Origin of the sequence: Pseudoalteromonas apostichopi, from assembly GCF_030297135.1 — a bacterium.
Taxonomy (GTDB): domain Bacteria; phylum Pseudomonadota; class Gammaproteobacteria; order Enterobacterales; family Alteromonadaceae; genus Pseudoalteromonas; species Pseudoalteromonas apostichopi.
Window position 1 is genome coordinate 1,126,861 of the sequence record NZ_AP028065.1, and the last position, 22,659, is coordinate 1,149,519.

At 40.9% G+C, this 22,659-nt stretch carries 20 protein-coding genes; 6 read left to right on the forward strand and 14 right to left on the reverse strand.

Annotated elements, in window-relative coordinates; translation table 11 throughout:
- On the forward strand, positions 1–1,536 hold the full coding sequence (locus QUE86_RS05055; RefSeq protein WP_286259589.1) for a tetratricopeptide repeat-containing sulfotransferase family protein: 1,536 nt from the start codon (positions 1–3) through the stop codon (positions 1,534–1,536).
- Here the strand turns inward: QUE86_RS05055 and QUE86_RS05060 are convergent.
- The 9 genes from QUE86_RS05060 to QUE86_RS05100 all read right to left on the reverse strand — a co-directional run bounded on the left by QUE86_RS05060 (position 1,511) and on the right by QUE86_RS05100 (position 10,587).
- A complete protein-coding gene (locus tag QUE86_RS05060) occupies positions 1,511–2,350 on the reverse strand; it encodes a sulfurtransferase (protein WP_286259591.1) in 840 nt (279 codons plus the stop codon). The genes QUE86_RS05055 and QUE86_RS05060 overlap by 26 nt on opposite strands.
- Positions 2,350–3,420, reverse strand: coding sequence for a capsular polysaccharide export protein, LipB/KpsS family (locus QUE86_RS05065; RefSeq protein WP_286259592.1), 1,071 nt, complete (start codon positions 3,418–3,420; stop codon positions 2,350–2,352). Before QUE86_RS05065 ends, QUE86_RS05060 begins: the two co-directional genes overlap by 1 nt.
- 144 nt (positions 3,421–3,564) lie before the next feature.
- Positions 3,565–3,972, reverse strand: coding sequence for an FAD synthase family protein (locus tag QUE86_RS05070; protein ID WP_130050584.1), 408 nt, complete (start codon positions 3,970–3,972; stop codon positions 3,565–3,567).
- Entirely contained in the window at positions 3,969–5,036 is a 1,068-nt protein-coding gene (locus tag QUE86_RS05075) for a CDP-glycerol glycerophosphotransferase family protein (protein WP_167658680.1), read from the reverse strand. Before QUE86_RS05075 ends, QUE86_RS05070 begins: the two co-directional genes overlap by 4 nt.
- Before the next feature lie 84 nt (positions 5,037–5,120).
- Complete coding sequence (locus QUE86_RS05080; RefSeq protein WP_286260337.1) at positions 5,121–5,537, reverse strand: group I truncated hemoglobin; 417 nt, start codon at positions 5,535–5,537, stop codon at positions 5,121–5,123.
- 2 nt (positions 5,538–5,539) lie between these two features.
- Positions 5,540–6,373, reverse strand: a complete 834-nt coding sequence (locus QUE86_RS05085) for a DUF3034 family protein (RefSeq protein ID WP_130050582.1) — start codon at positions 6,371–6,373, stop codon at positions 5,540–5,542.
- Positions 6,360–8,675 carry a bifunctional diguanylate cyclase/phosphodiesterase gene (locus QUE86_RS05090; RefSeq protein WP_130050581.1) on the reverse strand — a complete coding sequence of 772 codons (2,316 nt, stop codon included), beginning with the start codon at positions 8,673–8,675 and terminating at the stop codon, positions 6,360–6,362. The genes QUE86_RS05085 and QUE86_RS05090 overlap by 14 nt, the downstream gene beginning before the upstream one ends.
- Positions 8,665–9,315: a methylamine utilization protein gene (locus QUE86_RS05095; RefSeq protein WP_240701301.1), complete on the reverse strand. Its 651-nt coding sequence runs from the start codon at positions 9,313–9,315 to the stop codon at positions 8,665–8,667. Before QUE86_RS05095 ends, QUE86_RS05090 begins: the two co-directional genes overlap by 11 nt.
- 165 nt (positions 9,316–9,480) lie before the next feature.
- A complete protein-coding gene (locus QUE86_RS05100) occupies positions 9,481–10,587 on the reverse strand; it encodes a phosphoribosylaminoimidazolesuccinocarboxamide synthase (RefSeq protein ID WP_130050580.1) in 1,107 nt (368 codons plus the stop codon).
- Between the two features lie 217 nt (positions 10,588–10,804).
- On the opposite strand from QUE86_RS05100, the gene QUE86_RS05105 reads away from it, so the two are divergent.
- The 4 genes from QUE86_RS05105 to QUE86_RS05120 are packed head-to-tail and all read left to right on the forward strand — an operon-like array spanning position 10,805 to position 14,387.
- On the forward strand, positions 10,805–11,878 hold the full coding sequence (locus QUE86_RS05105; RefSeq protein WP_250661213.1) for a CDP-glycerol glycerophosphotransferase family protein: 1,074 nt from the start codon (positions 10,805–10,807) through the stop codon (positions 11,876–11,878).
- Positions 11,879–11,894: 16 nt separating this feature from the next.
- Positions 11,895–12,593 (forward strand): ABC transporter ATP-binding protein, encoded by a 699-nt coding sequence (locus QUE86_RS05110; RefSeq protein WP_250661214.1) that lies wholly within the window; start codon positions 11,895–11,897, stop codon positions 12,591–12,593.
- Positions 12,580–13,890: an ABC transporter permease gene (locus QUE86_RS05115; RefSeq protein WP_286259600.1), complete on the forward strand. Its 1,311-nt coding sequence runs from the start codon at positions 12,580–12,582 to the stop codon at positions 13,888–13,890. Before QUE86_RS05110 ends, QUE86_RS05115 begins: the two co-directional genes overlap by 14 nt.
- An 8-nt stretch (positions 13,891–13,898) precedes the next feature.
- Positions 13,899–14,387 carry a DUF3299 domain-containing protein gene (locus QUE86_RS05120; RefSeq protein ID WP_130050577.1) on the forward strand — a complete coding sequence of 163 codons (489 nt, stop codon included), beginning with the start codon at positions 13,899–13,901 and terminating at the stop codon, positions 14,385–14,387.
- A 34-nt stretch (positions 14,388–14,421) separates the two neighbouring features.
- On the opposite strand, the gene QUE86_RS05125 is transcribed toward QUE86_RS05120, so the two are convergent.
- The 5 genes from QUE86_RS05125 to QUE86_RS05145 all read right to left on the reverse strand — a co-directional run bounded on the left by QUE86_RS05125 (position 14,422) and on the right by QUE86_RS05145 (position 21,568).
- Entirely contained in the window at positions 14,422–15,819 is a 1,398-nt protein-coding gene (locus QUE86_RS05125) for an efflux transporter outer membrane subunit (protein ID WP_130050576.1), read from the reverse strand.
- Complete coding sequence (locus QUE86_RS05130; protein WP_286259605.1) at positions 15,812–18,952, reverse strand: efflux RND transporter permease subunit; 3,141 nt, start codon at positions 18,950–18,952, stop codon at positions 15,812–15,814. Before QUE86_RS05130 ends, QUE86_RS05125 begins: the two co-directional genes overlap by 8 nt.
- A 2-nt stretch (positions 18,953–18,954) precedes the next feature.
- Positions 18,955–20,181, reverse strand: a complete 1,227-nt coding sequence (locus QUE86_RS05135; RefSeq protein ID WP_239976911.1) for an efflux RND transporter periplasmic adaptor subunit — start codon at positions 20,179–20,181, stop codon at positions 18,955–18,957.
- A 74-nt stretch (positions 20,182–20,255) separates the two neighbouring features.
- Positions 20,256–21,065 (reverse strand): bifunctional DNA-formamidopyrimidine glycosylase/DNA-(apurinic or apyrimidinic site) lyase, encoded by an 810-nt coding sequence (gene mutM, locus QUE86_RS05140; RefSeq protein ID WP_286259607.1) that lies wholly within the window; start codon positions 21,063–21,065, stop codon positions 20,256–20,258.
- Between the two features lie 11 nt (positions 21,066–21,076).
- Positions 21,077–21,568: a hypothetical protein gene (locus QUE86_RS05145; protein WP_286259609.1), complete on the reverse strand. Its 492-nt coding sequence runs from the start codon at positions 21,566–21,568 to the stop codon at positions 21,077–21,079.
- 151 nt (positions 21,569–21,719) lie between these two features.
- On the opposite strand from QUE86_RS05145, the gene QUE86_RS05150 reads away from it, so the two are divergent.
- Positions 21,720–22,646, forward strand: coding sequence for a manganese-dependent inorganic pyrophosphatase (locus QUE86_RS05150; protein ID WP_130050571.1), 927 nt, complete (start codon positions 21,720–21,722; stop codon positions 22,644–22,646).
- The last annotated feature ends 13 nt before the right edge of the window (positions 22,647–22,659 follow it).

Sequence of the window (22,659 nt, forward strand, 5' to 3'; positions counted from 1 at the left end):
ATGCTAAATACCCAACAAGCGCTTCGCGCTAATATCCAACAGTTGTTAGCCAACAAGCAACTACATGATGCACATCATCTACTTGTGCAGCGCCTAAAGCAAAATCCTGAAGACCACGTTTGTTACTTTTTACTGAGCGAAGTCAACACTGCAGCGGGCGATATCAACAAAGCCATTAAGCTGCTTGAAAAAGCGCTTAATTTAGCGCCTTTGCCGATATATCATTTAGCACTTGCCAAGCTGTATGTACTGTTAGGTAAAGTAAGTAATGCGGCTGTGCATTATCAAGACGCTTTGCAAACAGCTGACTTTAGTGCCGCTGATTTTGATACACTAGCCAATATTGCTAACCGTTTAGGGCATTATGAAGACGCCTTTAGCTTTCAAAAGTCGGCTTACCAACGCAATAAATATAACCCACAAATTAGCTATAATTTGGCGGTATCATATAAAATTCACGGACTGTTTGATGAAGCAAAAAGTTTGCTACAGCAACTTACTACCCAGCAACCTAGCTTTTATCAAGCTCATTACTCACAGGCTGAACTAAATACTGATGTAGAGTCGAAGCTACATATCCAGAAACTACAAACCTTGGCGAATAAAGAAAAAAGCATTATTGATCAACAAGTGTATTTTCATAGTCTTGCTCTTAATTATGAGCACCTTAATGACTACAAAAATGCATTTAAATACTTTGTACTAAGTAAGCAAGCCATAGCCTATAAACTTAATTATCAAGCCACGCAACATCGCTATTTTTGTCAAAAGCTCATTACTCAAAGTACACAGCAAGTGCTTGAAAGTAGTGACTCTGAGTTCTCACCCGTTTTTGTTGTTGGCATGCCCCGCTCTGGCACAACTTTAGTTGAAAAAATCCTTAATCAAAGTTCACAGCTGCAAGGGATTGGAGAATTAAACGATATAGCGCAATTGATACAACACGCCACGCAATCGGCTCGAGTGATTGATAGCGAAATGCTTGATAAGGCATATGAATCTGAAGCGATAAAGACAGTACTTGCTAACTATCAACAAAGAGCCCAGCTGCTCAGTGATGGCCTTAGAAGCTGTGATAAACAGCCATTTAACTTTTACTATATTGATTTTATATTAGCGGCATTTCCTAATGCTACAATTGTTTGTATGCAGCGAGACTGGCACGATTGCAGTATCGCCAATTTTAGGCAGATGTATAGTCCGCAAAGTGTGTTTCATCACTACAGTTTTACTCTTGAAGATATTGCCTCATTCCATCAAGATTACTCGGCATTAGTCAGTCACTTTGCCAACAAGTATCCTGAAAACGTTTTTTTACAAAGCTATGAGCAATTAGTGGCAGAGCCGGTTAAGCAAACACAGAAGCTCTATACTTTTTGTGATTTAAGCTGGCAGGAAAACTGCCTAACTTTTTATAAAAACAATGCGGCTTCAGCTACGGCGAGCAAAAAGCAAATTCGCCAGCCACTGAATAAAAACAGTATCGGCAGCTGGCAAAATTACGCTGAATTTATTGATGCGGACCTGTTTCAATAGGTAACTCGTGACGAGCGCCCCACTCACTCCATGAGCCATCGTAAACACGTAAGTTAGAGTAACCGCATTCATCGGCGCACAATGCAATTGCACAAGCTGTTACACCTGAACCACAGCTAAATTGCAACTGAGTATGATGCGCTGCAATATGTTGATCAAATAATATCTGCAACTCGCTAAGCGGTTTTAGCTCACCGTTATTTAGTACACTTGCAAGTGATAGACTGCGACTATTTGGAATATGACCACTACGCATGCCTTCACGCGGCTCGGCCTGTTCACCTGTAAATCGCTCATAAGGGCGAGCATCGAGTGTTAGTGTGCTTTGCTCATCAAGTGAGTTAAGTACTTGCTCAGCACTGATAAAGTAATTAATACGAGGGCTTGCAACAAAGTTGCCTTGACCAGAAGCAGCTGAATAGCTGGCTTGTGTTGCAAAGCCAAGTGCCTGCCACTTAGCTAAACCACCACTTAAAACCTTTACGTTATCAAAGCCCATTGCTTTAAACATCCACCACGCACGCGCTGAACTGAATAAACCTTGGTCTTCATAAATCACAATCAGTGAGTCTTGATTAACCCCAGCACGCTGCATATGTTCTGTGAACTGCTCGCTACTGCACATCATACTTGGTACAGGATTGCTGTTATCTGCCAGCGTCTTTTTGAAATCAAAACGCTGTGCATTAGGCAGCATAGCTTTAGGTGCGTATTCTCCCGGTAAACCAGGGCGTACCATTCCAGCATCAAAAATGATCAAATTATCATGGCTTAAATGCTCGTTAAGCCATTCTGGCGAGACTATGTTCTTCATTAGCTTTCCTTTTGCGATAGCTGAGCGAATGTATCTTGTTGAGTTAAGCGCTTTTCAACCGCTTCAACATGCTCAGTTGTACATTCTTTCCAAACACCGGGCAAGCAATACACATGCTTTAAGTAGGTAAAAAATTTATCTCTCAGAATACTGTTGGACTGCCAGCCATTTTGTAGTTTTTCTAAGCACTTAATCAAAGTAGCTTGATCACTTGCGTGTAGTACAAGCTCATCAATGTTGTAACAAGCAAGCCCTAAGGTAAGCACTTTTTTATCAAGTAATAAAGATTCTAAGCCAACGGTCGAGTTAATAGTGATCACGGCTTCAGCGTTATTGATAAGTTCTCGAGTACAATTTCCGTTGGCAAAAACGGCAACATCATCTTTATCGTACAAGTGTTCATAGTGCTTATGCCATGAAGGATGTTCTTTAATAACAACTTTAAGTTCTGGATCATTTAACTTTTTTACGGCTGAAACAACAGCATCGTAATACTCTTCCATTGACTTAAGCCAAGGTGAGTAACAAGCTATTTGTGTATCGTGTGGAACTTGAAATGGCACAAATAAGTATTTTTTTGGTAACTCAACTGCGTCAAATTTGCAGCGCTTTTTGTGATTCGCTCTAGGGATTAAATCAGGCGCAGAAAATGGCAACTTCCCTTGTGGATCAAAATTTAAATAGAATTGACTATCTCGCGGTACTGAAGCCGCAAAGTTAATACCTTGAGGGTCTAAACTTGTTGTTCCGGGCAATAACCCATTTTCATAAAAATAGGTAGTCACTCCTAGTGATTTCGCAGCTATACAAACAGTAACATTCGGTAGTTTATTACCATTCCAAATAACTAAAGCTTGAGGGGATTCTGACTTTAATAAATCATAATACTTAGCGTACCGACATTGCTCTACAAACTGCATCACTTTAGAGTAAGCTTTGATAAGTAATGGGTTACACCAAAGATCATTTCGGGCTTGCTTACGTAGTAGTTGTTCCGAAATTATTTTACTAAAATCAATTTGAATCGCTTTGCTAAAGTATTTTAAAGCAGTTAACCTGGGGAAGCCCATACAGTGCACTTTACAATTTAAGGGTAGTTTCCTAATTAATTTTTTGTAATAGCGGGCGTGCACATTATTGCGAGAGATAAATAAAAAAGCCATATACTGATCTTAGTTTAGATTGAACTTAAGCGCATACAGCTATTTTATTAATTATAAATGACAGTTTGAAGGCTGCCTTACAACTTCTATTATTTCTGTTGTAGAGATAGAGGGAGTACGCTCTAAATAAATCACATCACAAATTTGCTTAAATTGATCAAACCGACCAGCCCAATCATCCCCCATAACGAGCAAATGGGCTTGATGGTCTTTTATGTACTCACCTTTCAATTCTAGAGAGTGCTCTACAAATACTTCGTCAACACACTTTAAAGAACTAATAATTTTCAGCCTATCAGCTTCACTGTATACAGGCTTTCGACCTTTCTTTGAGAAGTTTAGTTCATCAGAAGATACACCAACTATCAAATAATCTCCCAGTGCTTTAGCTCGCTCTAAAATATTGATATGTCCCACATGAAAAATATCAAACGTGCCAAAAGTAATTACCCGTTTCATTGATGTTCCTCTAAATAAGAAACAATTCTCTTAGCAGAGTGACCATCCGTAAGACCTGCCAGTTTATAAACTATTTCTTTTCTTTTTTCTTTAAATTCGGCAGATTCATTAAAACTTGAACTTAATAACTGCTTTAACTCTTTATAACTTTCAGCACGCGCACATAACTCATTGAAGTATTTGATATCTTCATCCAATCGAGCTTTCAATCTATAAGAAAAAATACCTCTGTATGACCAACGCAGCTTGTAAAAATCACACCAGATAACAGGTTTTTCTAATGCTGCAAATTCAAAAATGGCTGACGATGCATCAGAAACCATAATATCAGCAAGTTCTAAAAAAGGAGTAAGATCAAAATCGAATTCATTCGCAAGGTAAACATTCTTAGCACTAGCCCACTTCTCAAGTTTTAGGCGTTGCTTTTTGTACTTCTGCTTAAATAAGCTAAAGAAATGAGGCTTAACGATAATATTAAATTCATTAAAGTGCTCAGGGAAATCATCGCTAAAGCACTCTAAAGAGCTTGGATAAAAAGTAGGCGCATAGAGCAAAGTTTTCTTTGTAGGATCTAAGCCGAGATTTTTGAGGTTAATGCTTTCAAGAGTCTGATTAAAAATAGGGTCTAACTTGGCGTAGCCACTATCAATAAAGTTGCCTTCAGGATAAAGCGTTTTTAAACGTTGAAGCCGGTGCTCTCCCTCAACAAACCGTACTGTCATCTTATTATTCGATACATCGTAATAGCATTGTTTTGGACCTATTCCATGTTGCATCAGTACAGTCTTTTTATTTAGATCCTCAGCGCCAGCAAATGTATTTCCAAACACAACCCAATCTGCATCTGAACTCTGATAAAATTCAAAGGTTTCCCTTGCACTTGTTAACCATTTTGCAACTATTGCATTTTCATAGATAAAGTCACGACATACACCAAGACTACGCTCATCTTGGTCTTCATAGAAAACCATCGAAACTTTGTGGCCTTTTTCCTTCAACTCCTTTAAAACAGGCAAATACTGTGGAATGTAATATAGATGTTGAACATCAAAATATAACTGCATTATTTACAACTTAATAACTTCAACCAATAGCTATTGTACATAAATTACATTTCTGTTTCAGCCCACAATTAAAGTTTGTTCTAGCTAGATATTAATTATCTCAGGGCGAAGTGGCGCAAGTCTGCTAAGGATTTTATTTTGTACCGTTTGCGAAATGTGCTGTTCATCCATCGCATTGATTAAAAGCTCTACCACACGGTTAAAGTCTTTTTTAGAAATATTCATTCCGGTGTGAATATCAACCATATTATCGCCTTTGTATTCACAAGGGCCATCGGTGACACTGCACAAATGAGTGATAAAGCCTTGGCGGAAATGAGCAACATTGGTTTGTTTAAAATAAGCTAAAATTTGTTCGTCACGGCCTATTTGATTGATAAAACTATCAACTAGTTTTTCGATCCCTTGTTCGCCATTTAGTTGCTGGTATAAGGTGCCGTTGTTGCTACTTGCACAGCCGACTAACATCACGGCAAATACAAACGTAAAAAATGTTTTCATCATTACCAATACCCTGTAACAGAAAGATACCAACCTGTTTGATCCTTAGCCCCAGCAATACTTCCTAAGTCTAACCAAGCAGCGGTGACACTAACATACTTATTGGGAAACCAAGCAACAAACACATCCTGCCAATCTTGCTCCCCTAAGCCAAGATTATTAGACTTTTCCCGATACTCAACACCAACGGCTATTTGATGGGTTAAAAACACCGCGGTAGACGCTTCAAATAACAACTCTTTATCGCTATCAGGGCCGCCAAAACCTAACAAACCTAGTTGATTAGCATCGCTATAACGAAAAGTGGTATTCCAAAACCAGTTATACCCAACAAGCGCTCCTAAATGTAATTTACTAGCAGCAAGATAAATATCAGTACCACTGGTGTCTTCTGCGCCTAATAGGTTAGCGATACTGCCGTCATCCAGTGATTTATGTTGTACACCCAAGCTCAACTGCGGCCATTTACTGTAAACGATATCGCCGTATAAGCGTACTTTTGCCCCTGTAATTGATTGTTCAATATCGGTATTTAATGCGGGAACTTCGAAGCGTTGCTCTGCGTAACTAAATTCAACGCGATCATAAATATTTAGTTGCGCGCCACAAACATCTAAGCTGTAATCACTCACATCAGCGCGACTACAAAAGCCATTTATAGCTATTTCATCATCACTTGCATAGCCTGCAAGCTGCGCCCAAGGAACAATACCACCACCCGCACTACCTTCAACCTGGGAGACACCAGGCGTTGCTAATAATTTACCCGATGCTGCGAGCCCTGAACTTGCAAAAGCAAGGCAAATTAACCCAAACAACCAATTAAGACGCTTCATTGTACACCTCTAACCACTGCAAAAACTGCTCTGATTTTAGTGGTCTACTTAAGTAATAGCCTTGTGCATAATCGCATTTATTTTGCACTAAAATATCCAGTGACTCTTTGTTCTCAACGCCTTCCGCTACAACCGAAAAACCCAGCTGGTGACCTAGAGTAACTGTAGATTGCACTATGTATTGATCTTGTCGTGACTGATCTAATTGCAAAATAAAACACTTATCAAGCTTTAGCTCATCAATCGGTAATGACTTTAAGCGCCCGAGAGATGTTTGCCCTACACCATAGTCATCCAACGAGATTTTAACACCCAAGGTTTTGAGATTTTCGAGTGCCTTAATGCCTTGATCTTCGTTCTCAATCATATCTCGCTCTGTGAGCTCAATCGTAATTAAACGCCCATTAACATCATGTTTCTCAAGTTGTTTAGCAAGGTGAGAGTAAAAGCTAGGGTATGCTATATCTTGTGCAGAGACATTAATTGCAGCCTGCATGGTAACACCTTGCTGTTGCCATGCAGCAACTTGAGACACCACTGTTTTTACAACCCAAGAAGTTAGCTCCACAATCACCCCTGATTGTTCTGCTAAATCAATAAACAGCTCAGGCGAAACCCACTGACCATCTTTACGCTGCCAACGAATTAATGACTCAACTTTATCAATGCAATTGGTTTTAATATTTAGTTTTGGTTGATAGGTCATGAAAAGCTGGCCATCATCATCAACGAGGGCTTGTTTAAGTTCATCGATTATTGCAAGGCGCTCAAGGTGCTCTTCGTCTTCACCTTCTTGATAATAATGAATAGTTTTATGCTCGCAAGATGCGGTATCAACAGCAATTAACGAGCGACGCATTAAGTCCTCAGGGCTGACATTCTGTGAAAGGCAATGCACCACCCCAACACTAAAGCGTAAAGTAATATTTAAGCCTTGAATTAAGTAGCCAGCCTGTAACTGAGCAACAAGCTTCATTACTGCATCTTTAAACTGCTTAGTTTCATCTGCAGGAAGTAAGGTTAAAAATTCATCGCCGCCAATCCGAGCATTCTCACCATTATGATGTGCCGAGTATTCACCAATACGCTCAGCAACTGCTTTTAAACAATCATCACCAATACGCGGGCCTAATTTATCATTGATATGACGAAGACCTCTTATATCTATGGCAACGAGTGTGTATTCAGCGCCTTCAGCAAACAAGTTCTCCATGTTTTCTAACATCGCAGAACGGGTATAAAAGCCAGTTAATGAATCATGGCTAGCTTGAAAACTTATTTGCTGTTCACGCTCTTTGATGTCGTTACCCATGTTGTTAAAGGCATCGACTAACGTGGTGATTTCGCTGCTTTGCTTTTTACCTACAAATTCAGCTTTATAATTGCCACGAGCAAATTGCTGAGCAAGTAAGGTTAGCTTTGAAAGCGGTGTCGTGAGGTTTTTAGCCAAAATCCCACTGGTCAATACGCCTATCACAACCGTAATCGCAGCAAGCACAATAATGGTGAAAAATAGCTGTTCAAACTCACGATAACTCTGGGTTAAATCAGCACTTAACAGCACTGAGACTATGTGCCCGGGCAAGGATGGCAGTTCAACCAGTCGATTTCTATAAACCGGCTTTTCACCAAAAATACGTTGCGTTGTCTCATTATTAAAATGCGCTAATACTGAATTAGTTTGAGGTTGCTTGGTTAGTGAGGTCTCTACAACACCATCATCTTCACCAATAAAACTCACATCCATTGTGGTAAGGTTTTTTAGCTCTGCAGCAACAAGGTCATTAATTTCAAAGCCCACTAAACTGTAGGCAACAGTACGAGGCGCACGTACCGGCAATAAGATAACTTGGTATAGGGTTTGATCAAGAACAATAAAATTAGATTGCTCTGCATTAATGAGCAATTCATTCATCAGTGCAGAAAACTCATCAGGTGTATGGTTAAATTCAGTATTTGCAGAGACCAATTGCCCAGATAAATCAATGAGCAACATCAAATCAGCATTTATTCGACGACTGTGGTTATTCAATACACTGCTAATGGTATCAGCATCTTGGGTAGCAATAGCTTGTTTAAAACCAAAGTCTGCTGTGAGTACCTTTGCAGCCGTTAATAGCAGGCTTTCTTTAGCACTTAAATATTGCTTAAAAACATTTTCAGCGACATTAATATCTTCACGTAACTTTTGGTCATTAAACCGATTAGTCGACCACCAAGAGCTCGCTAAACTGACTAAACTAGTTAATAAAACGAGGCTTACGCATAAGGCTATGATCCGCCCTCTTAAACTATGTATCATTATCTGCCTTAAACATCTCACCAAACGTATTACGCGGTGCAGGTGCATTTGTTTCAATTGTAATATCAGCTGCTTGTTCAGTTACAGTGACTGATAATTTTTTATTAATTTCACTTGCTTGGTTTGGGTGCCAAATCGTTATATTCGTTGGAACTGAAATATCTTTTAATTGTACTTTGCCATCTTGTGCTGTTTTTAGTGTATTAGCGCCATTTGCTACATAGATATAACCCACCATAGAATCGTGAATATTACAGCCTAGGACTACCACCCCGGCGTTATCAAATAACTCTGGTTTTTCTGGACGGTCAGCATATAGCTTAATATTGAAAGGTTTAGCGCTTGAAAAAGAATAAACATGATGGCGAATATTATCACTATTAGGAAAATCAACAGACTGACCTTGCTGTATTACCAATACATTAGGTGAAAACTGCTTATTAACCTGATCCATCACTGCGACAGGCAACTGCGTGTGCGCTAAATTTTTATTACCTTGTAATTCAATTACAGCATCGGCTAAAGGCTCACCAAATTGATCTCGAACGGTAAATGAAATATCCGCTGCAAATACATTCGCAGCGCAGCACATAAATACAAAAGAACATACCGTGCGAGCACAGTGCGCAAAAAACGTCATAATTGAACCTTGCTTAGCTTAGTTTGCTAATAAGTATAGATTAATCTTAGCTTAAGTTAATGAGAGAAGGTATGAAAAGCAAGAAAAAAGCCAAGCAGTTTTACTAGAAAACCAACTTGGCTTTAATAATATTAACTTAGAGCATAACTAAGTTAAAAACAGCAATTAATCGTGCTTAATTAAGCCGTAATCGTTATCTAATATAGCGATGACTTCACTTCGTGGATCGCTTGGAATAGTGATTTTTTGCCCAATAATTTTACTCGCAATACCAACGTAGGTATCAGACACTTCAAGCATCACTGATTCTGGCAAGGTGTAGTCTTTAGCAAGCTGCTCACGCTCGCCCATACGATCTTTATTTAATAACACATCGCTGTCTGGCACGTTATTAATTAATAACTGGCGGAAACCCTCTTTTGAGTTTTCAATGATTTTACCGTCACGGTAAGCTGGGCCATCCCAAATACGTGATGAATCAGGCGTGCCCACTTCATCAATGTAGATAAGCTTATCTGAACCATCAATATCTTCAACATAACCAAATTCAAATTTAGTATCGACAAAGATTTGGTCTAGCTGTGCAAGTTCATCACTAATCAGCTTGAAGCCTTCAACAAGTAATTGCTCATATTTAGCAACATCATCTTCAGACTTAAAGTTAAAAACAGCTAAGTTATTCGTGATGTTTTCACGGGTAATGTTCACATCATCTACTTCAGGAATGTCAGCAACACCTGTGATAATGCCTTTCGTTGATGGCGTGATTAACACTTCATCTAGCTTTTGATTCGCAGCTAAGCCCTCTGGTAAATCAATACCGCAGAAATTACGGGTGCCTTTTGCATAATCACGCCACATGCTGCCAGTAATATATTGGCGCGCAATAGCTTCTACTTTTACAGTGCTTGCTTTACGTACAATCCATACATAAGGATGAGGAATATCAACGATATGATTACCAGCAAGACCTGCTTTATCAAATAACTTAAACCAATGAGATGCCACTGAGTTTAATGCAATGCCTTTACCTGGCACACCATTTAAACCGTTTTCACCTTGCCAAATACAATCAAACGCAGAAATACGGTCAGAAATAACCATAATAGCTAGCTCAGTTCCTTTTGGAACTTGATAACCTTTTTCATTAATTAAACGAGCGCTGTCTTCATCAGTTAACCAATAAACTGAACGCACTTTACCGCTGTGTACTGCACCTTTAGTACGGATCGGTAAATCATCGTTTACGTCTAAAACTTTATAGCTAGTCATGCTATCTCCGAAAGTATTTGGCATGCTCTTGTGAGCACATGTATGGGATTGGGGTTATGGCCGCCTATAATAATCTAGACGCCTTGAAAGCTCAATCACTGCCCGATTATCTACTTACAATTGACCGCACCAAATACAATAAAAACTTAATTATTCTGCAATTTTGCTGTCATAAACAATATTTCGTTATAATATTGCCTCGCAATAGGAGGTTTTCTTGGATTACTTAGCAGCTACAAAAGAAAAAAAATACTTAATGTATATTTCGCAAAACTATTCGTACGCGATTTTGCGCCCATTACAACGGGAGATTTTAGCGCGTGGCGGTGAGGTTAAGTGGTTTTTACATGGCAAGAGTGTAAATCGTGACTTTCTTGATAAAAGTGAGCAAACCTTAGATAGCGTTAAGGCTATACACGATTGGCAACCCGATGTGCTTTTTGCACCTTCTAACATTATCCCCACTTTTATACCTGGCGTTAAAGTTGGCGTATTTCATGGATTTGATGCAGGAAAGTTAAACAGTAAAGGCCAAAATGACCATTTTAAAATCAGAGGTTGCTTTGATTTGTATTGTACTCAAGGCCCAAACACTACAGCTCCTTTCCAAGCTTTAGCTAAAAAATATGGCTTTTTCCAAGTAAAAGAAACTGGTTGGCCAACACTCGATCCTTATTTTAATGAAATTGAAAACAATCCTTACAGAAATCCAGATGACGACAGAAAAACGTTATTGATTTGTTCAACTTTCTCAAAGCGCCTCTCTCTAGCACCTAGATTATACGAACAAATTAAAGCATACAGTGAGCAAGGTAAGTGGCGAATTTTAATGCAATTCCACCCAAAAATGCCAAGCGAGCTTGTTGATAAATACAAGGCTCTACAAAACGAAAATCTAACCTTTGTAGAGACAGATAATGTATTACCGCTGTTGCAAGCGGCGGATGTCATGCTGTGTGATACTTCCTCTATATTGCTTATGTTTATCTTACAAAGAAAACCTGTCGTGACTTTTTGTAACCAAGCACCTGGAGAACACCTTATAGATATCACTGATGCCGATAAGCTAACTGAGGCAATTGATTATGCTTTCACACGACCACCTGAATTAATGGCTAAAATTGAACACTTTTGCCAACAGTTACACCCGTATCAGGACGGCTTATCGAGTCAACGTGTACTTGCTGCAAGCAATGAATTACTATTGAGCAATCCAGCACTTAAGCCAAAACCACGTAATTTTATTCGTAACTTTAAAATGCGTAGAAATTTAAATTACTGGCGATGGTAACAATTGATAGGTCGTTATGATCACGCTTGCAAACGTGCTATTCAAGTGGCACACAAAACAACCTGAGCCAACGATCAATATTACTGAATTACATATTGATCAAGGCGAACATGTTTTTCTTCACGGCCCGAGTGGCTGTGGTAAATCAACTTTATTATCACTGCTCGCTGGTGTTACAGTGCCAACACAAGGGAGTATCGAACTCCTCGGTAAAGCGATAAACCAATTTAATAATAGTAAACGAGACCGTTTTCGTGCCGATCATATAGGCTACATTTTTCAAAACTTTAATTTACTCCCTTATTTATCGCCTATTGAAAATGTGACCTTGGGGTGCCAGTTTTCAAAGCAAAGGCAAAAAAAAGCATTAGAAAATAGTACAACAATAACAGCAGAGGCAAGCCGCTTACTCAGCGCTCTAGGACTAAACGATACCCTGCAACATCAAGCCGTGGCTGAGCTTAGTATTGGTCAGCAGCAAAGAGTTGCCGCAGCACGAGCCTTTATTGGCAGCCCTGAAATTATCATTGCAGATGAACCAACTTCAGCACTCGACACGCAAAATCGCCAAGCTTTTGTAAAGTTGTTATTTGAGCAAGCAAGGGCGGCTAACAGCACGCTGGTGTTTGTTAGCCATGATGAAACTCTACAAACACTATTTAGCCGTAGTATCAGCCTTGTCGATTTACAAGGAGGTACACATGCTACTCGTTAAACTCGCCGTAAAAAGTTTATTAAACCGTAAGGCCAGCGCTCTACTCACATTATTTACAATAGCCATTAGCGTAATGTTACTAATGTCGATTGAGCGCGTTCGAGTTGATGCTAAAAGTAGCTTCAGTAATACAATTTCGGGCACTGATTTAATTGTCGGTGCTCGTACCGGTGACATTCAACTGTTGCTATCTTCGGTGTTTCGTATTGGTCATGCTAACAATGGCGTGAGCTGGAAAAGTTACCAATACATCACTGAACAACGTGGTGTTAAATGGGCTATTCCTATGTCGCTAGGCGACAGCCATAAAGGTCTTGCTGTACTTGGAACAAATAAAGACTATTTTGAGCACTATCGCTTTGCTAAAAAGCAGCAGCTAAGCTTTTCACAAGGTCATGCATTTAATCATTTGTTTGAAGTGGTATTAGGTGCAGAGGTTGCCAATACCTTAGGTTATCAGCTAGGCGATGAAGTGGTGATTGCTCATGGTATGGGCAATACCAGCTTTCATAATCATGACGATAATCCATTTAAAGTGGTCGGTATTTTAAAGCCAACAGGTACACCTGTTGATAAAACATTGCATATTCCGCTAGCTGCAATTGACGTAATTCATGGCAGCCATTCGCATCAGCATGAACCAGCCCTAACTGCTACAGACGACCACGACCACGACCACGACCACGACCACGACCACGACCACGACCACGACCATCATGATGATGTTGATCTCGTTGGTACACCAAAACAAATAACCGCTTTTTTACTTGGCTTTGATTCACCGCTTTATACCTTACAAGTGCGTCGTAATATCAACCAATACAAAGATGAAGCACTGCTTGCCATCATGCCAGGTGTTACCCTGCGTGAACTATGGGAAATGCTTTCTATCGTGGAAAAAATCTTGCTGTTATTTTCTATTGTGGTGGTACTGATCAGTTTACTTGGCATGTTAACGAGTCTCCTTTCTAGCCTTAATCAACGCCGCAGGGAGCTTGCTATTTTGCGCTCTGTAGGGGCCAGACCATGGCATATTTTCACTTTGATCAGTGTCGAGTCTTTACTCATAACAGGGCTCGGCTGTGTTGTTGGCACCGCTTTGTTCTATGCTTTAATGTTGCTCGGCGCAGATTACTTGCAAAGTCATGCCGGAATAAGCCTAAATATAGCTTTATTGTCATCCTATGAACTCATGTTATTAGCTGCGATAATGGTCGCAGGCTTTATTGTTGGGTTAATTCCTGCAACCCGCGCGTATTTCTACTCTCTTGCTGATGGCATGAGTATTAAAATTTAAGGAATGTTATGCCGTTTTTTCGAAAATTCGTCGCTTTAGTCGCATTATTCGTGTGTGTAGCTGCTAATGCTGGCGCTCCAAAAGAAATCTTCTGGGAAGATTTAATTCCAAAAGGTCATGTACAAATCGACACTCAAGCACAAGCAAACCATGAAGGTAGCGAGCAAAACTGGGTTCAACCTGACCTTGATGCGCCAGTAGTTAAAGAACTTGATGGTAAATCAGTGAGTTTACCAGGCTTTGTTGTGCCACTTGAAGGTGACAGCGAAGTGATCACTGAATTTTTACTCGTACCTTATTTCGGTGCATGTATTCATGTACCGCCGCCACCGCCAAATCAAATTGTGCATGTCACCATCAAAGGCGGTGTACCAATCGAGAGCCTATACGATGCGATTGTAGTGACAGGTGTTATCAGCACAGAAACTTGGTCTGGTGACATTGCTCAAGTTGGCTACAAGATGAAAGCGGTGGGTGTAGCACCATTTGAGTTATAAACTTTAAAGAGCATGCTTTAGCATGCTCTTTAAATTAATCAACCACCTTTTCTTTTTCTAATTCCTGATCGCTCAATTCATACCATCCGCCACCAAGAGCTTTATAGAGGGTTGCTAAGCTTTGTAAGCGATCATTTTTCGCTTGTGATAAGGCGATTTCTGCCGAAAATAACTGACGCTGCGCATCCATTAAATCAAGGGAACTGGCAACACCATTGCTATACCTAAGACGTGCTAATCGATAGTAATCTTGACTACTGAGCACCAAACTCCGTTGCGCATCATAGCTTTGCTCTGCCGACTGATAATTAGATAGCTGATTGCTCACTTCTTGCAGTGCCACCAGCACTGTTTTTTGATATTTAATACTGGCCTGGTATGCCCGCTGTTCCGCTACCGTTAAATTTGCCTGATTGCGTCCCATATTGAATATTGGCATTAACAACTCTGAACCTAACAGCCAAACCTGCGAATTACTGGCGAGCAAATCACTAAAATCAGTACTTTCACTGCCAAGTTCAGCATACAAATTAAGTTTTGGAAATAACGCTGCTTTTGCGACACCAATCTCAGCCATTGCCGCTTGCCATTGATACATTGCTTGCTGCACATCTGGCCTGCGTTTTAGAAGCTCGCTAGGTAACCCTGTTGGTAGTTGCTTAGGAAGGGTTTGCACAGATAACTCATTGCCACCTTGCACATCGGCATTGGCATCACCAATTAGGAACTTCAACTGATTAGTAATGCGCCTTTCATTATGCTGCAAAGGTGGGATTTTAACCTTCGCTGATTCAAGTTCAACTTCAGCTTGGCGCTGCTCTAGCCCAGAAATAATGCCGCCCTTTTTGCGAATACGCGCAATTTCAAGCTCTTTCTCGCGAAGTTTAATTGTACTCAGGCTGATCTTTAATTGCTCTTCAACTTCTTTGAGGGCAAAAAACTGCTGCGCTACATCAGCAATCAAGGCTAACTGCAATGCAGTTCTAGCTTGTTCTTGGCTATAATAATTTGCCAGTGCGGCTTCGCTTGCGCGTCGGTTGCTGCCAAATAAATCTAGCTCCCAGCTTAAGTAACCTTTTAAATCAAACGTGTTTTCTGGACTGCTATTAAGCTCTTCTTCCCGCTCCGAGGTGAGACCTACATTCACATCAGGCCATAAGGCTGCATCAGCAATCCGATACCGAGCACGCGCTTCAATAATTTTCGATTGTGCAATTAACATATCTTGATTATTGATCAGCGCTTGGCTAATCAGCTTTTGCAAATGAGGGTCGCTATAAATTTGCTTCCAGCCTGCTAAAGCCTCCGACTGAGGCGTAGCTGTTATCCCCATAAAATTAACAACTTCACTATGTTCAGGTACTTCAAAATCAGGCCCTACAGCACAACCTTGAATGCAAGCGAAACAAAGCAATGGCAACAGTTTATGCATCAACTTGCTCCTTTACTAATGCTTTATAGGCCGCTGGTGTTTGCTGTTTTTTTACAAAGCGTGCTGCGGTAATAAAAAACAGTGGCACTAAAACGATGCCGATAGAGCTTGCTAATAACATACCTCCTAAAATAGGCATAGATACCGACTGCCGACCAACTGCTCCGGGGCCAGATGCTAGTACTAAAGGCAAAACACCAAGTACAAAAGAGGCTGCGGTCATTAAAATAGGTCGAAACCGTGAACGGGCCGCTTCTATCGCGGCATCAGTGGCATTCATGCCTTCTTGATAAAGCTGGTTTGCTACTTCAACAATCAATATAGAGTTCTTAGCAGCAAGGCCTATCAAAGCAATAAAGGCAACTTGAAAAAATAAGTTATTTTCGTGCCCCGTCATTAAGGTCAATACAGAGGCCCCTAACATGGCAATGGGGCTTATTAGTAGTACAGCAAACGGCAAGCTCCAACTTTCATAGAGCGCTGCTAAAAATAAAAATACAAACACGATAGCAAGAGTTATCGCGATACCAAGCTGACCCGATGAGCGAATTTCTTGATAGGTTAAACCGGTCCATTCATAACCAAGGTTAGGTGGTAGCTTTGCCATTTCTTCTTTGATCACGTTAATTACATCACCCGATGCATAACCCTCAGCAGGCGATACATTCACCATCGCACTAGTAAACATATTAAAACGGTTTATCGCAGAAGGACCGGTTGTTAAATTAAGTTTAGCAAGCACATTTGATGGCACCATAGCGCCATTCTTTGAACGCACATAAAATTCATTGAGGTTTTCAGGGCGTGCTCTGAATTCATCTTCGGCTTGGACTTTAACCCGATAAACCCGGCCAAATAAGTTAAAATCGTTGATGGTTGAAGAACCTGTGAGTACTTTCATGGTACTGTAGACATCCGCAATCGGCACTTCTAATGCCATGGCTTTTTCTCTATCTAGCTCTAAAAACAGCTGAGGTACTGAGCCGCGCAATGAGCTACTTGCTTTAGCAACTTCAGGACGGTTATTTAAGTTAGCGAGCAGTACCTCTAGCGATTCAACCAAACTAGTTAAGTTGCCACCCGTTTTTTCTTGTAATGCGAACTCTACACCAGATCCGGAACCAAGCCCTGCAACTGCTGAGGGTTGAAACACATTAAACTCCGCATCAGGGATAGCATACAGTTGTTTGCGAATATCATTCATCACACTTGTAACACTAAAACCTTGTTCTGCACGCACTTGCCATGGCTGTAAAATAACTTCCATTTGACCATGTGATTGCGCACTCCCAGCACGGCGGTTTTCCCCTGCTAACGTGAATGAATAAGCAACCCCAGCATGGTTCATAACAAATTGGTTTGCTTTACTTATTACCTCATTAGTACGTGAAACCGTTGCCGCATCTGGCAAAGTAATATCAACAAAAAAGCGCCCTTGATCTTCTTGCGGCATAAAGCTGCTAGGTAGTTGGCTAAACACAAAATAGCAGCCTCCTACCATAATAAAAAAACCAATATAACTACGTTTTGCTTTTTTTGAGCATACCTTAACAAGCCATGTATATTTTTTACCCACACTTTCAAGCCAGGTATTAAACTTAACAAATATCTTATTGTTTGAGGGGGAGCTAGGTTTTAAGAAAACCGCACATAAAGCGGGGCTCAAGGTTAAAGCAACTAAGGTTGAAATAAGCACCGCAACCGTAATTGAAATCGCAAACTCTCGATACATGATGCCTGTAATACCTGCTAAAAACGACACAGGTACAAACACCGCGGCAAGTACTAAGGAAGTTGCAACAATTGCCCCAGAAAGCTCTGTCATCGCTTGCTTAGTCGCAGCAACAACATCCATATTTTGCTCATTGATCAACCGCTCAACACTTTCGACCACCACAATAGCATCATCAACGACTATGCCTATCGCCAAGACCATGGCCAATAAACTGACATTATTAATAGTAAAACCAAATGCAGCAAGGGCGATAAAAGTACCAATTATAGACACCGGCACAGCTAAAGCTGGTATCAAGGTAGTTCGCCAGTTTTGCAAAAATAAATAAACCACCAAGATCACTAAGATCAAAGCTTGAATAAGAGTATTGATCACCTCATTAATCGACAGTTTGATAAACTCAGAGGCATCATAAAATAATTGCCACTTCACGCCCTTAGGAAAAGCCGCGCTCAAGCGATCCATTTCGGCTTTAACACGCTCTGTTACAGCTAATGCATTGGAGCCGGGCAACATATAAACCTGCAAAATAGTTGCTGGCTGTTCATTTAGTTTTGAATTTAAAGTATAAGCCGATGAAGCAAGCTCAACCCGTGCAACATCACGCAAGCGGATCATCGAGCCGTCGCTGTTAACTCGCAGCATAATATTATTAAATTCATCAACCTTATTAAGCCTTCCTTGCGCTCGTACCGGAAAGTTAAGCTTAATTGCATCGCTCATTGGCTGAGCGCCAATCTCCCCTGCAGCGGCCTCTTTATTTTGTGCTTTGATTGCTGCGGTCACATCATTCACGGTTAACTCGTAGCCCGCTAAAATATCAGGCTTTAACCAGACCCGCATAGCATACGAACGCGAGCCGGTGTTACGCACTTTACCAACCCCCGGCACACGCTTTAAAGCCGCCTCAACATTGATGCTAGCGTAGTTACTCAAATAGATTTCGTCATAGCGAGGGTCATCAGAGGTCAGTGCCAGTTTCAATAGCTCAACCGAACTTTCATTTGAGACATTCACCCCTTCAGTTTGCACATCAACCGGTAAATTACTGCCAGCTTGGCTTGCCGTGTTTTGCACATCAACAAGAGCGAGATCAGGATCGGTGCCAACATCAAAGGTGAGTGTAATTCCAACGCTGCCAGAGTTAGTGGCCTTTGACTCCATATACAACATATTCGGTGTGCCATTTAATTCTTGCTCAAGAGGAATGGCTACTGACTCAGATGCTGTCTCTGCCGTTGCGCCAGGGAATGAAGCAGACACTTTAACCGACGGCGGAGCAATATCTGGGTATTGATCAATCGGTAGGGTAAAAAGCGAGACCAAACCTGTAAGTAAAATAACTAACGAAATAACGATAGCAAACACTGGGCGCTTGATAAAAAAGTGCGAAAACATAGTTAAGCTCCCTGCTGATTTTTTTCATCATCTTGTTTGTTTGGTTTATCTGGCGCCAGTGGAATATTGTCAGTGTTAGGCGTTATTTGGCGTTTTTCAAACTCTTCTAAAGAAATAGCTTTAACTTGCTGGCCATGGCGAATGCGATGCAAACCTTTAACCACTACTTGCTCACCAGCACTCAAGCCACCGCTGGCAACAATTCCCTGTTCACCGTAATGTTCAACGACAATAAAGCGCCGCTCTATCTCACCTGAATCAAGCACGACCATCACATAAATACCGCCCTGTTCTACTTGTGTAGCTTCCTCAGGAACGACTATAGCATCAGTTAGCTCTGATAATTTAATGCGTGCTTTTGTATATTGCCCAGGTAGCAATTCACTGTTTGGGTTAGGCAGTTTTGCCCGAACTTTGAAAGTACCAGTTTTAGGGCTGATTTTAGGATCAGTAAAGCTCACATCGCCCCAATATCGATACTCGCTGCCATCAGGCAAAGAAATACGTACAAAGCCTTCTAGCGCCTTGCCCTTTTGCTCGGCTTGTAGCTGCTCCATCATGCTGGTCATGCGCCGCTTGGCATTCAAGTAATCAAGTGCCGACATATTAAAATTAACGAAAATAGGGTCTATTTGCTGAATGGTGGTAAGGAGTGAAATACCATTACTGCCGACCAAAGCACCAAGATCGGCTTCAGAGCTGCCAACCATGCCGCTAATTGGTGCCGTAATACGGGTATATTCTAAATCTAGCTTAGTTTCTTCAAGTTCAGCTTGGGTTGCTGATAATGACGCTTGCGCTTGCTCTTGAATAGAAATTGCATTGTCATAGTCGAGTTGGCTTGCTGCGTCTTGCTCGTAAAGGGGTTTTAGACGGGTAACATCTCGCTTTGCTTTAGCAAGCGCCGCTTGGTCTTTTTGTAGTGCAGCTTTAACGCGATTAAGCTTAGCCCGGTAAGGCCTATCATCTATGGTATAGAGTAAATCACCTTCGTTTACCCAGCTACCTTCAACAAACTCAACGCTTTGCACAAAACCAGTAATCCTCGCTCGCACTTCAACATCAAGCGAAGCATCTGTGCGTGCCACGTAATTCCCATACAGAGGCACATCAAACTGCTTAACCTCAGCAGTGACCACTTCTTCAACGATAACTTGAGGTTGTTCTTTAGAGCAACCTACCAGTGCCGCCAAGTACACACATCCTATGACGTATTTGTTTAATAGCATACAACCTTCTCATTCCTTAAGCCTGTCTCTATCTTGCTACCTGTTGCAATACTACATAGATGAAGGGTTCATTGTTATTTTTGACAATTAGAACAATACACTGTGCTTCTTTGTCCTAATCTAATTTCTTTTAATGGTTCTTTACAATTTACACATGGCTCACCCTTACGACCATAAACCAGCAATTGCTGGGCAAAATAACCAGGCTTACCATCACTTTGGGCAAAATCTTTTAACGTTGTGCCGCCTTGCGTTATAGCTGCAGCAAGTGTTTCTTTAATATTAGGCACTAATTGCTGATAACGCTTTAAAGACACCTTGCCAGCTTCTCGTTTAGGATGAATTCCAGCCTTAAATAACGACTCATTGGCATAGATATTACCCACGCCAACCACCACAGCGTTATCCATAACAAACTGTTTAATAGGTACTTTTTTATTTCTAGACTGCTCGTAAACACGCTTTGCAGTAAACTCATCTGTTAGCGGCTCTGGTCCGAGCTTGGTCAGCAAAGTATGGCATTCACCTGGCGCTTGCCATAAGCAAGCGCCAAATCGACGCGCGTCGTTCAGCCTTAATGCTTTACCGGAGGCTAAAATAAATTCAATATGATCGTGTTTTTTTAATGGTTCATCAGCACCCACAACACGTAAATTACCCGACATACCTAGGTGCAAAATTACACTACCTAGCTCACAACCAAGTAATAAATATTTTGCTCTGCGCTCCACTGAAGTAACTTTAAGTCCTTGTAATTGATATACATCATCAGGCACTGGCCAACGCATACTGGCGTTATGAATATTTACTTTGGTCACTGTTTGGTTAAGCACATGCGGCGTTATTCCCAAACGGCTAACTTCAACTTCTGGTAATTCAGGCATCTGTGACTCTCTTAAAACGGATATAACGGAAATAACTTAGCTGCATCAGCTTGTTCAAGCTCAAATACCCGTTGTAATCGCTTATCTAATAAATAGTATTGCTGATCTATATTGTACAATTGGTACACTGCAGGCAACTGCTCCCCGGCTAACCACACTGAAGCAACATAATCAGCCGACGTCTGTGAAATTTTACTAACAGGAAGACTGGCAATAGTTAGTTGCTGATGCTGCCACAGCTCAACAAGTTGCTCGAGCTGCTGCTCATCGCCTTGCCATGTGTTTTCTTGCAGTGATTGGCTACGCCAAGAGGTGCCGATACGCTCAATTTTAAATTCAGGAAAGGCCATTGCCAAAATGAAGCTTTGCTGTGGGAGTAATGCTTGTACTCCTTCTTCAACGGGCTGTGTATTGAGCTTTTTATGGAGGCCATTGAAGAAAAAAATCATCAATAGCATCGAAATAATCACCACATTATTCCATGCTTTTCGGCTCAAGCGCATCAGTATCTTCCTCAGTTTTCAATATCTTAAAGTGTAACCAAAAAGGGCATTAATTGGCAGTTGTAATTGATCAACAAAATTTCATGTCTGTTATGTATCAATCTGTCGATACTTTGCTAAAATATCCGCCAAATTTAAAGGAGTTCCGTCAATGTCAATGTATGTAGTGGGTCATAAGATCCCTGATTCAGATTCAATTTGCGGTGCAATTGCGCTTGCTTACTTAAAAAACCAGATCAATGAACCTGCGATCCCGACGCGTTTAGGTGAAGTATCGCCTGAAACACAATTTATTCTAGATAAATTCGGTTTCGAAGCACCTGAGCTAAAACTTAGCTATGCAGGCGAAGACGTTTATATTGTTGACCACACAGAAAAAACACAAGCACCTGATGACATCGATGAAGCACGTGTTGTGGGTGTTGTTGATCACCACAAACTAGGCGACTTAACATCGTCAACACCACTTGAGTGTTGGATCCGCCCAGTTGGTTGTTCAAACACTATCATCAAAATGATGTATGACTTCTACAACGTAGAAATTCCAAAAGATATCGCTGGCATCATGTTATGCGCTATCTTAAGCGACACTGTGATCTTTAAATCACCAACATGTACAACGGCAGACATCAAGTGTGTTGAAGCACTTGCTGAAATCGCTGGCATCGAAGATTTCAAAGAGCTTGGCATGGAAATGTTCAAGGTTAAATCAGCTGTTGAAGGCACTCCAGCACGTGATTTAGTTATGCGTGACTTTAAAGACTTCAACATGAACGGTAAGCTAGTAGGTATTGGCCAGCTAGAAGTTATCGACCTTGCTGTATTTGATGAAATCAAAGCAGACCTTGAAGCTGACATCGCAAAGCTTAAAGAAGAAGGCGGTCGACACTCAGTATTACTACTGTTAACTGATATCATGAAAGAAGGCTCAGAAATGCTAATTTCGTCTGATGACGTATCAGTAATCGAAGCTGCCTATGATGCTAAATCAGAAGATGGTCGCGTTTGGTTAGATGGCGTATTAAGCCGTAAGAAGCAAGTAGTACCACCACTACAAGGCGCTTTCGCAAAAATCTAATCTAAACTATTAG

Coding starts and splice junctions, on each gene's coding strand:
- QUE86_RS05150 (WP_130050571.1), top strand. CDS start 21,720: ATGTCAATGTATGTAGTGGGTCATAAGATCCCTGATTCAGATTCAATT.
- QUE86_RS05100 (WP_130050580.1), bottom strand. CDS start 10,587: ATGACTAGCTATAAAGTTTTAGACGTAAACGATGATTTACCGATCCGT.
- QUE86_RS05135 (WP_239976911.1), bottom strand. CDS start 20,181: ATGCTATTAAACAAATACGTCATAGGATGTGTGTACTTGGCGGCACTG.
- QUE86_RS05070 (WP_130050584.1), bottom strand. CDS start 3,972: ATGAAACGGGTAATTACTTTTGGCACGTTTGATATTTTTCATGTGGGA.
- QUE86_RS05080 (WP_286260337.1), bottom strand. CDS start 5,537: ATGAAAACATTTTTTACGTTTGTATTTGCCGTGATGTTAGTCGGCTGT.
- QUE86_RS05120 (WP_130050577.1), top strand. CDS start 13,899: ATGCCGTTTTTTCGAAAATTCGTCGCTTTAGTCGCATTATTCGTGTGT.
- QUE86_RS05075 (WP_167658680.1), bottom strand. CDS start 5,036: ATGCAGTTATATTTTGATGTTCAACATCTATATTACATTCCACAGTAT.
- mutM (WP_286259607.1), bottom strand. CDS start 21,065: ATGCCTGAATTACCAGAAGTTGAAGTTAGCCGTTTGGGAATAACGCCG.
- QUE86_RS05085 (WP_130050582.1), bottom strand. CDS start 6,373: ATGAAGCGTCTTAATTGGTTGTTTGGGTTAATTTGCCTTGCTTTTGCA.
- QUE86_RS05065 (WP_286259592.1), bottom strand. CDS start 3,420: ATGGGCTTCCCCAGGTTAACTGCTTTAAAATACTTTAGCAAAGCGATT.
- QUE86_RS05060 (WP_286259591.1), bottom strand. CDS start 2,350: ATGAAGAACATAGTCTCGCCAGAATGGCTTAACGAGCATTTAAGCCAT.
- QUE86_RS05145 (WP_286259609.1), bottom strand. CDS start 21,568: ATGCGCTTGAGCCGAAAAGCATGGAATAATGTGGTGATTATTTCGATG.
- QUE86_RS05130 (WP_286259605.1), bottom strand. CDS start 18,952: ATGTTTTCGCACTTTTTTATCAAGCGCCCAGTGTTTGCTATCGTTATT.
- QUE86_RS05110 (WP_250661214.1), top strand. CDS start 11,895: ATGATCACGCTTGCAAACGTGCTATTCAAGTGGCACACAAAACAACCT.
- QUE86_RS05115 (WP_286259600.1), top strand. CDS start 12,580: ATGCTACTCGTTAAACTCGCCGTAAAAAGTTTATTAAACCGTAAGGCC.
- QUE86_RS05095 (WP_240701301.1), bottom strand. CDS start 9,315: ATGACGTTTTTTGCGCACTGTGCTCGCACGGTATGTTCTTTTGTATTT.
- QUE86_RS05090 (WP_130050581.1), bottom strand. CDS start 8,675: ATGATACATAGTTTAAGAGGGCGGATCATAGCCTTATGCGTAAGCCTC.
- QUE86_RS05055 (WP_286259589.1), top strand. CDS start 1: ATGCTAAATACCCAACAAGCGCTTCGCGCTAATATCCAACAGTTGTTA.
- QUE86_RS05125 (WP_130050576.1), bottom strand. CDS start 15,819: ATGCATAAACTGTTGCCATTGCTTTGTTTCGCTTGCATTCAAGGTTGT.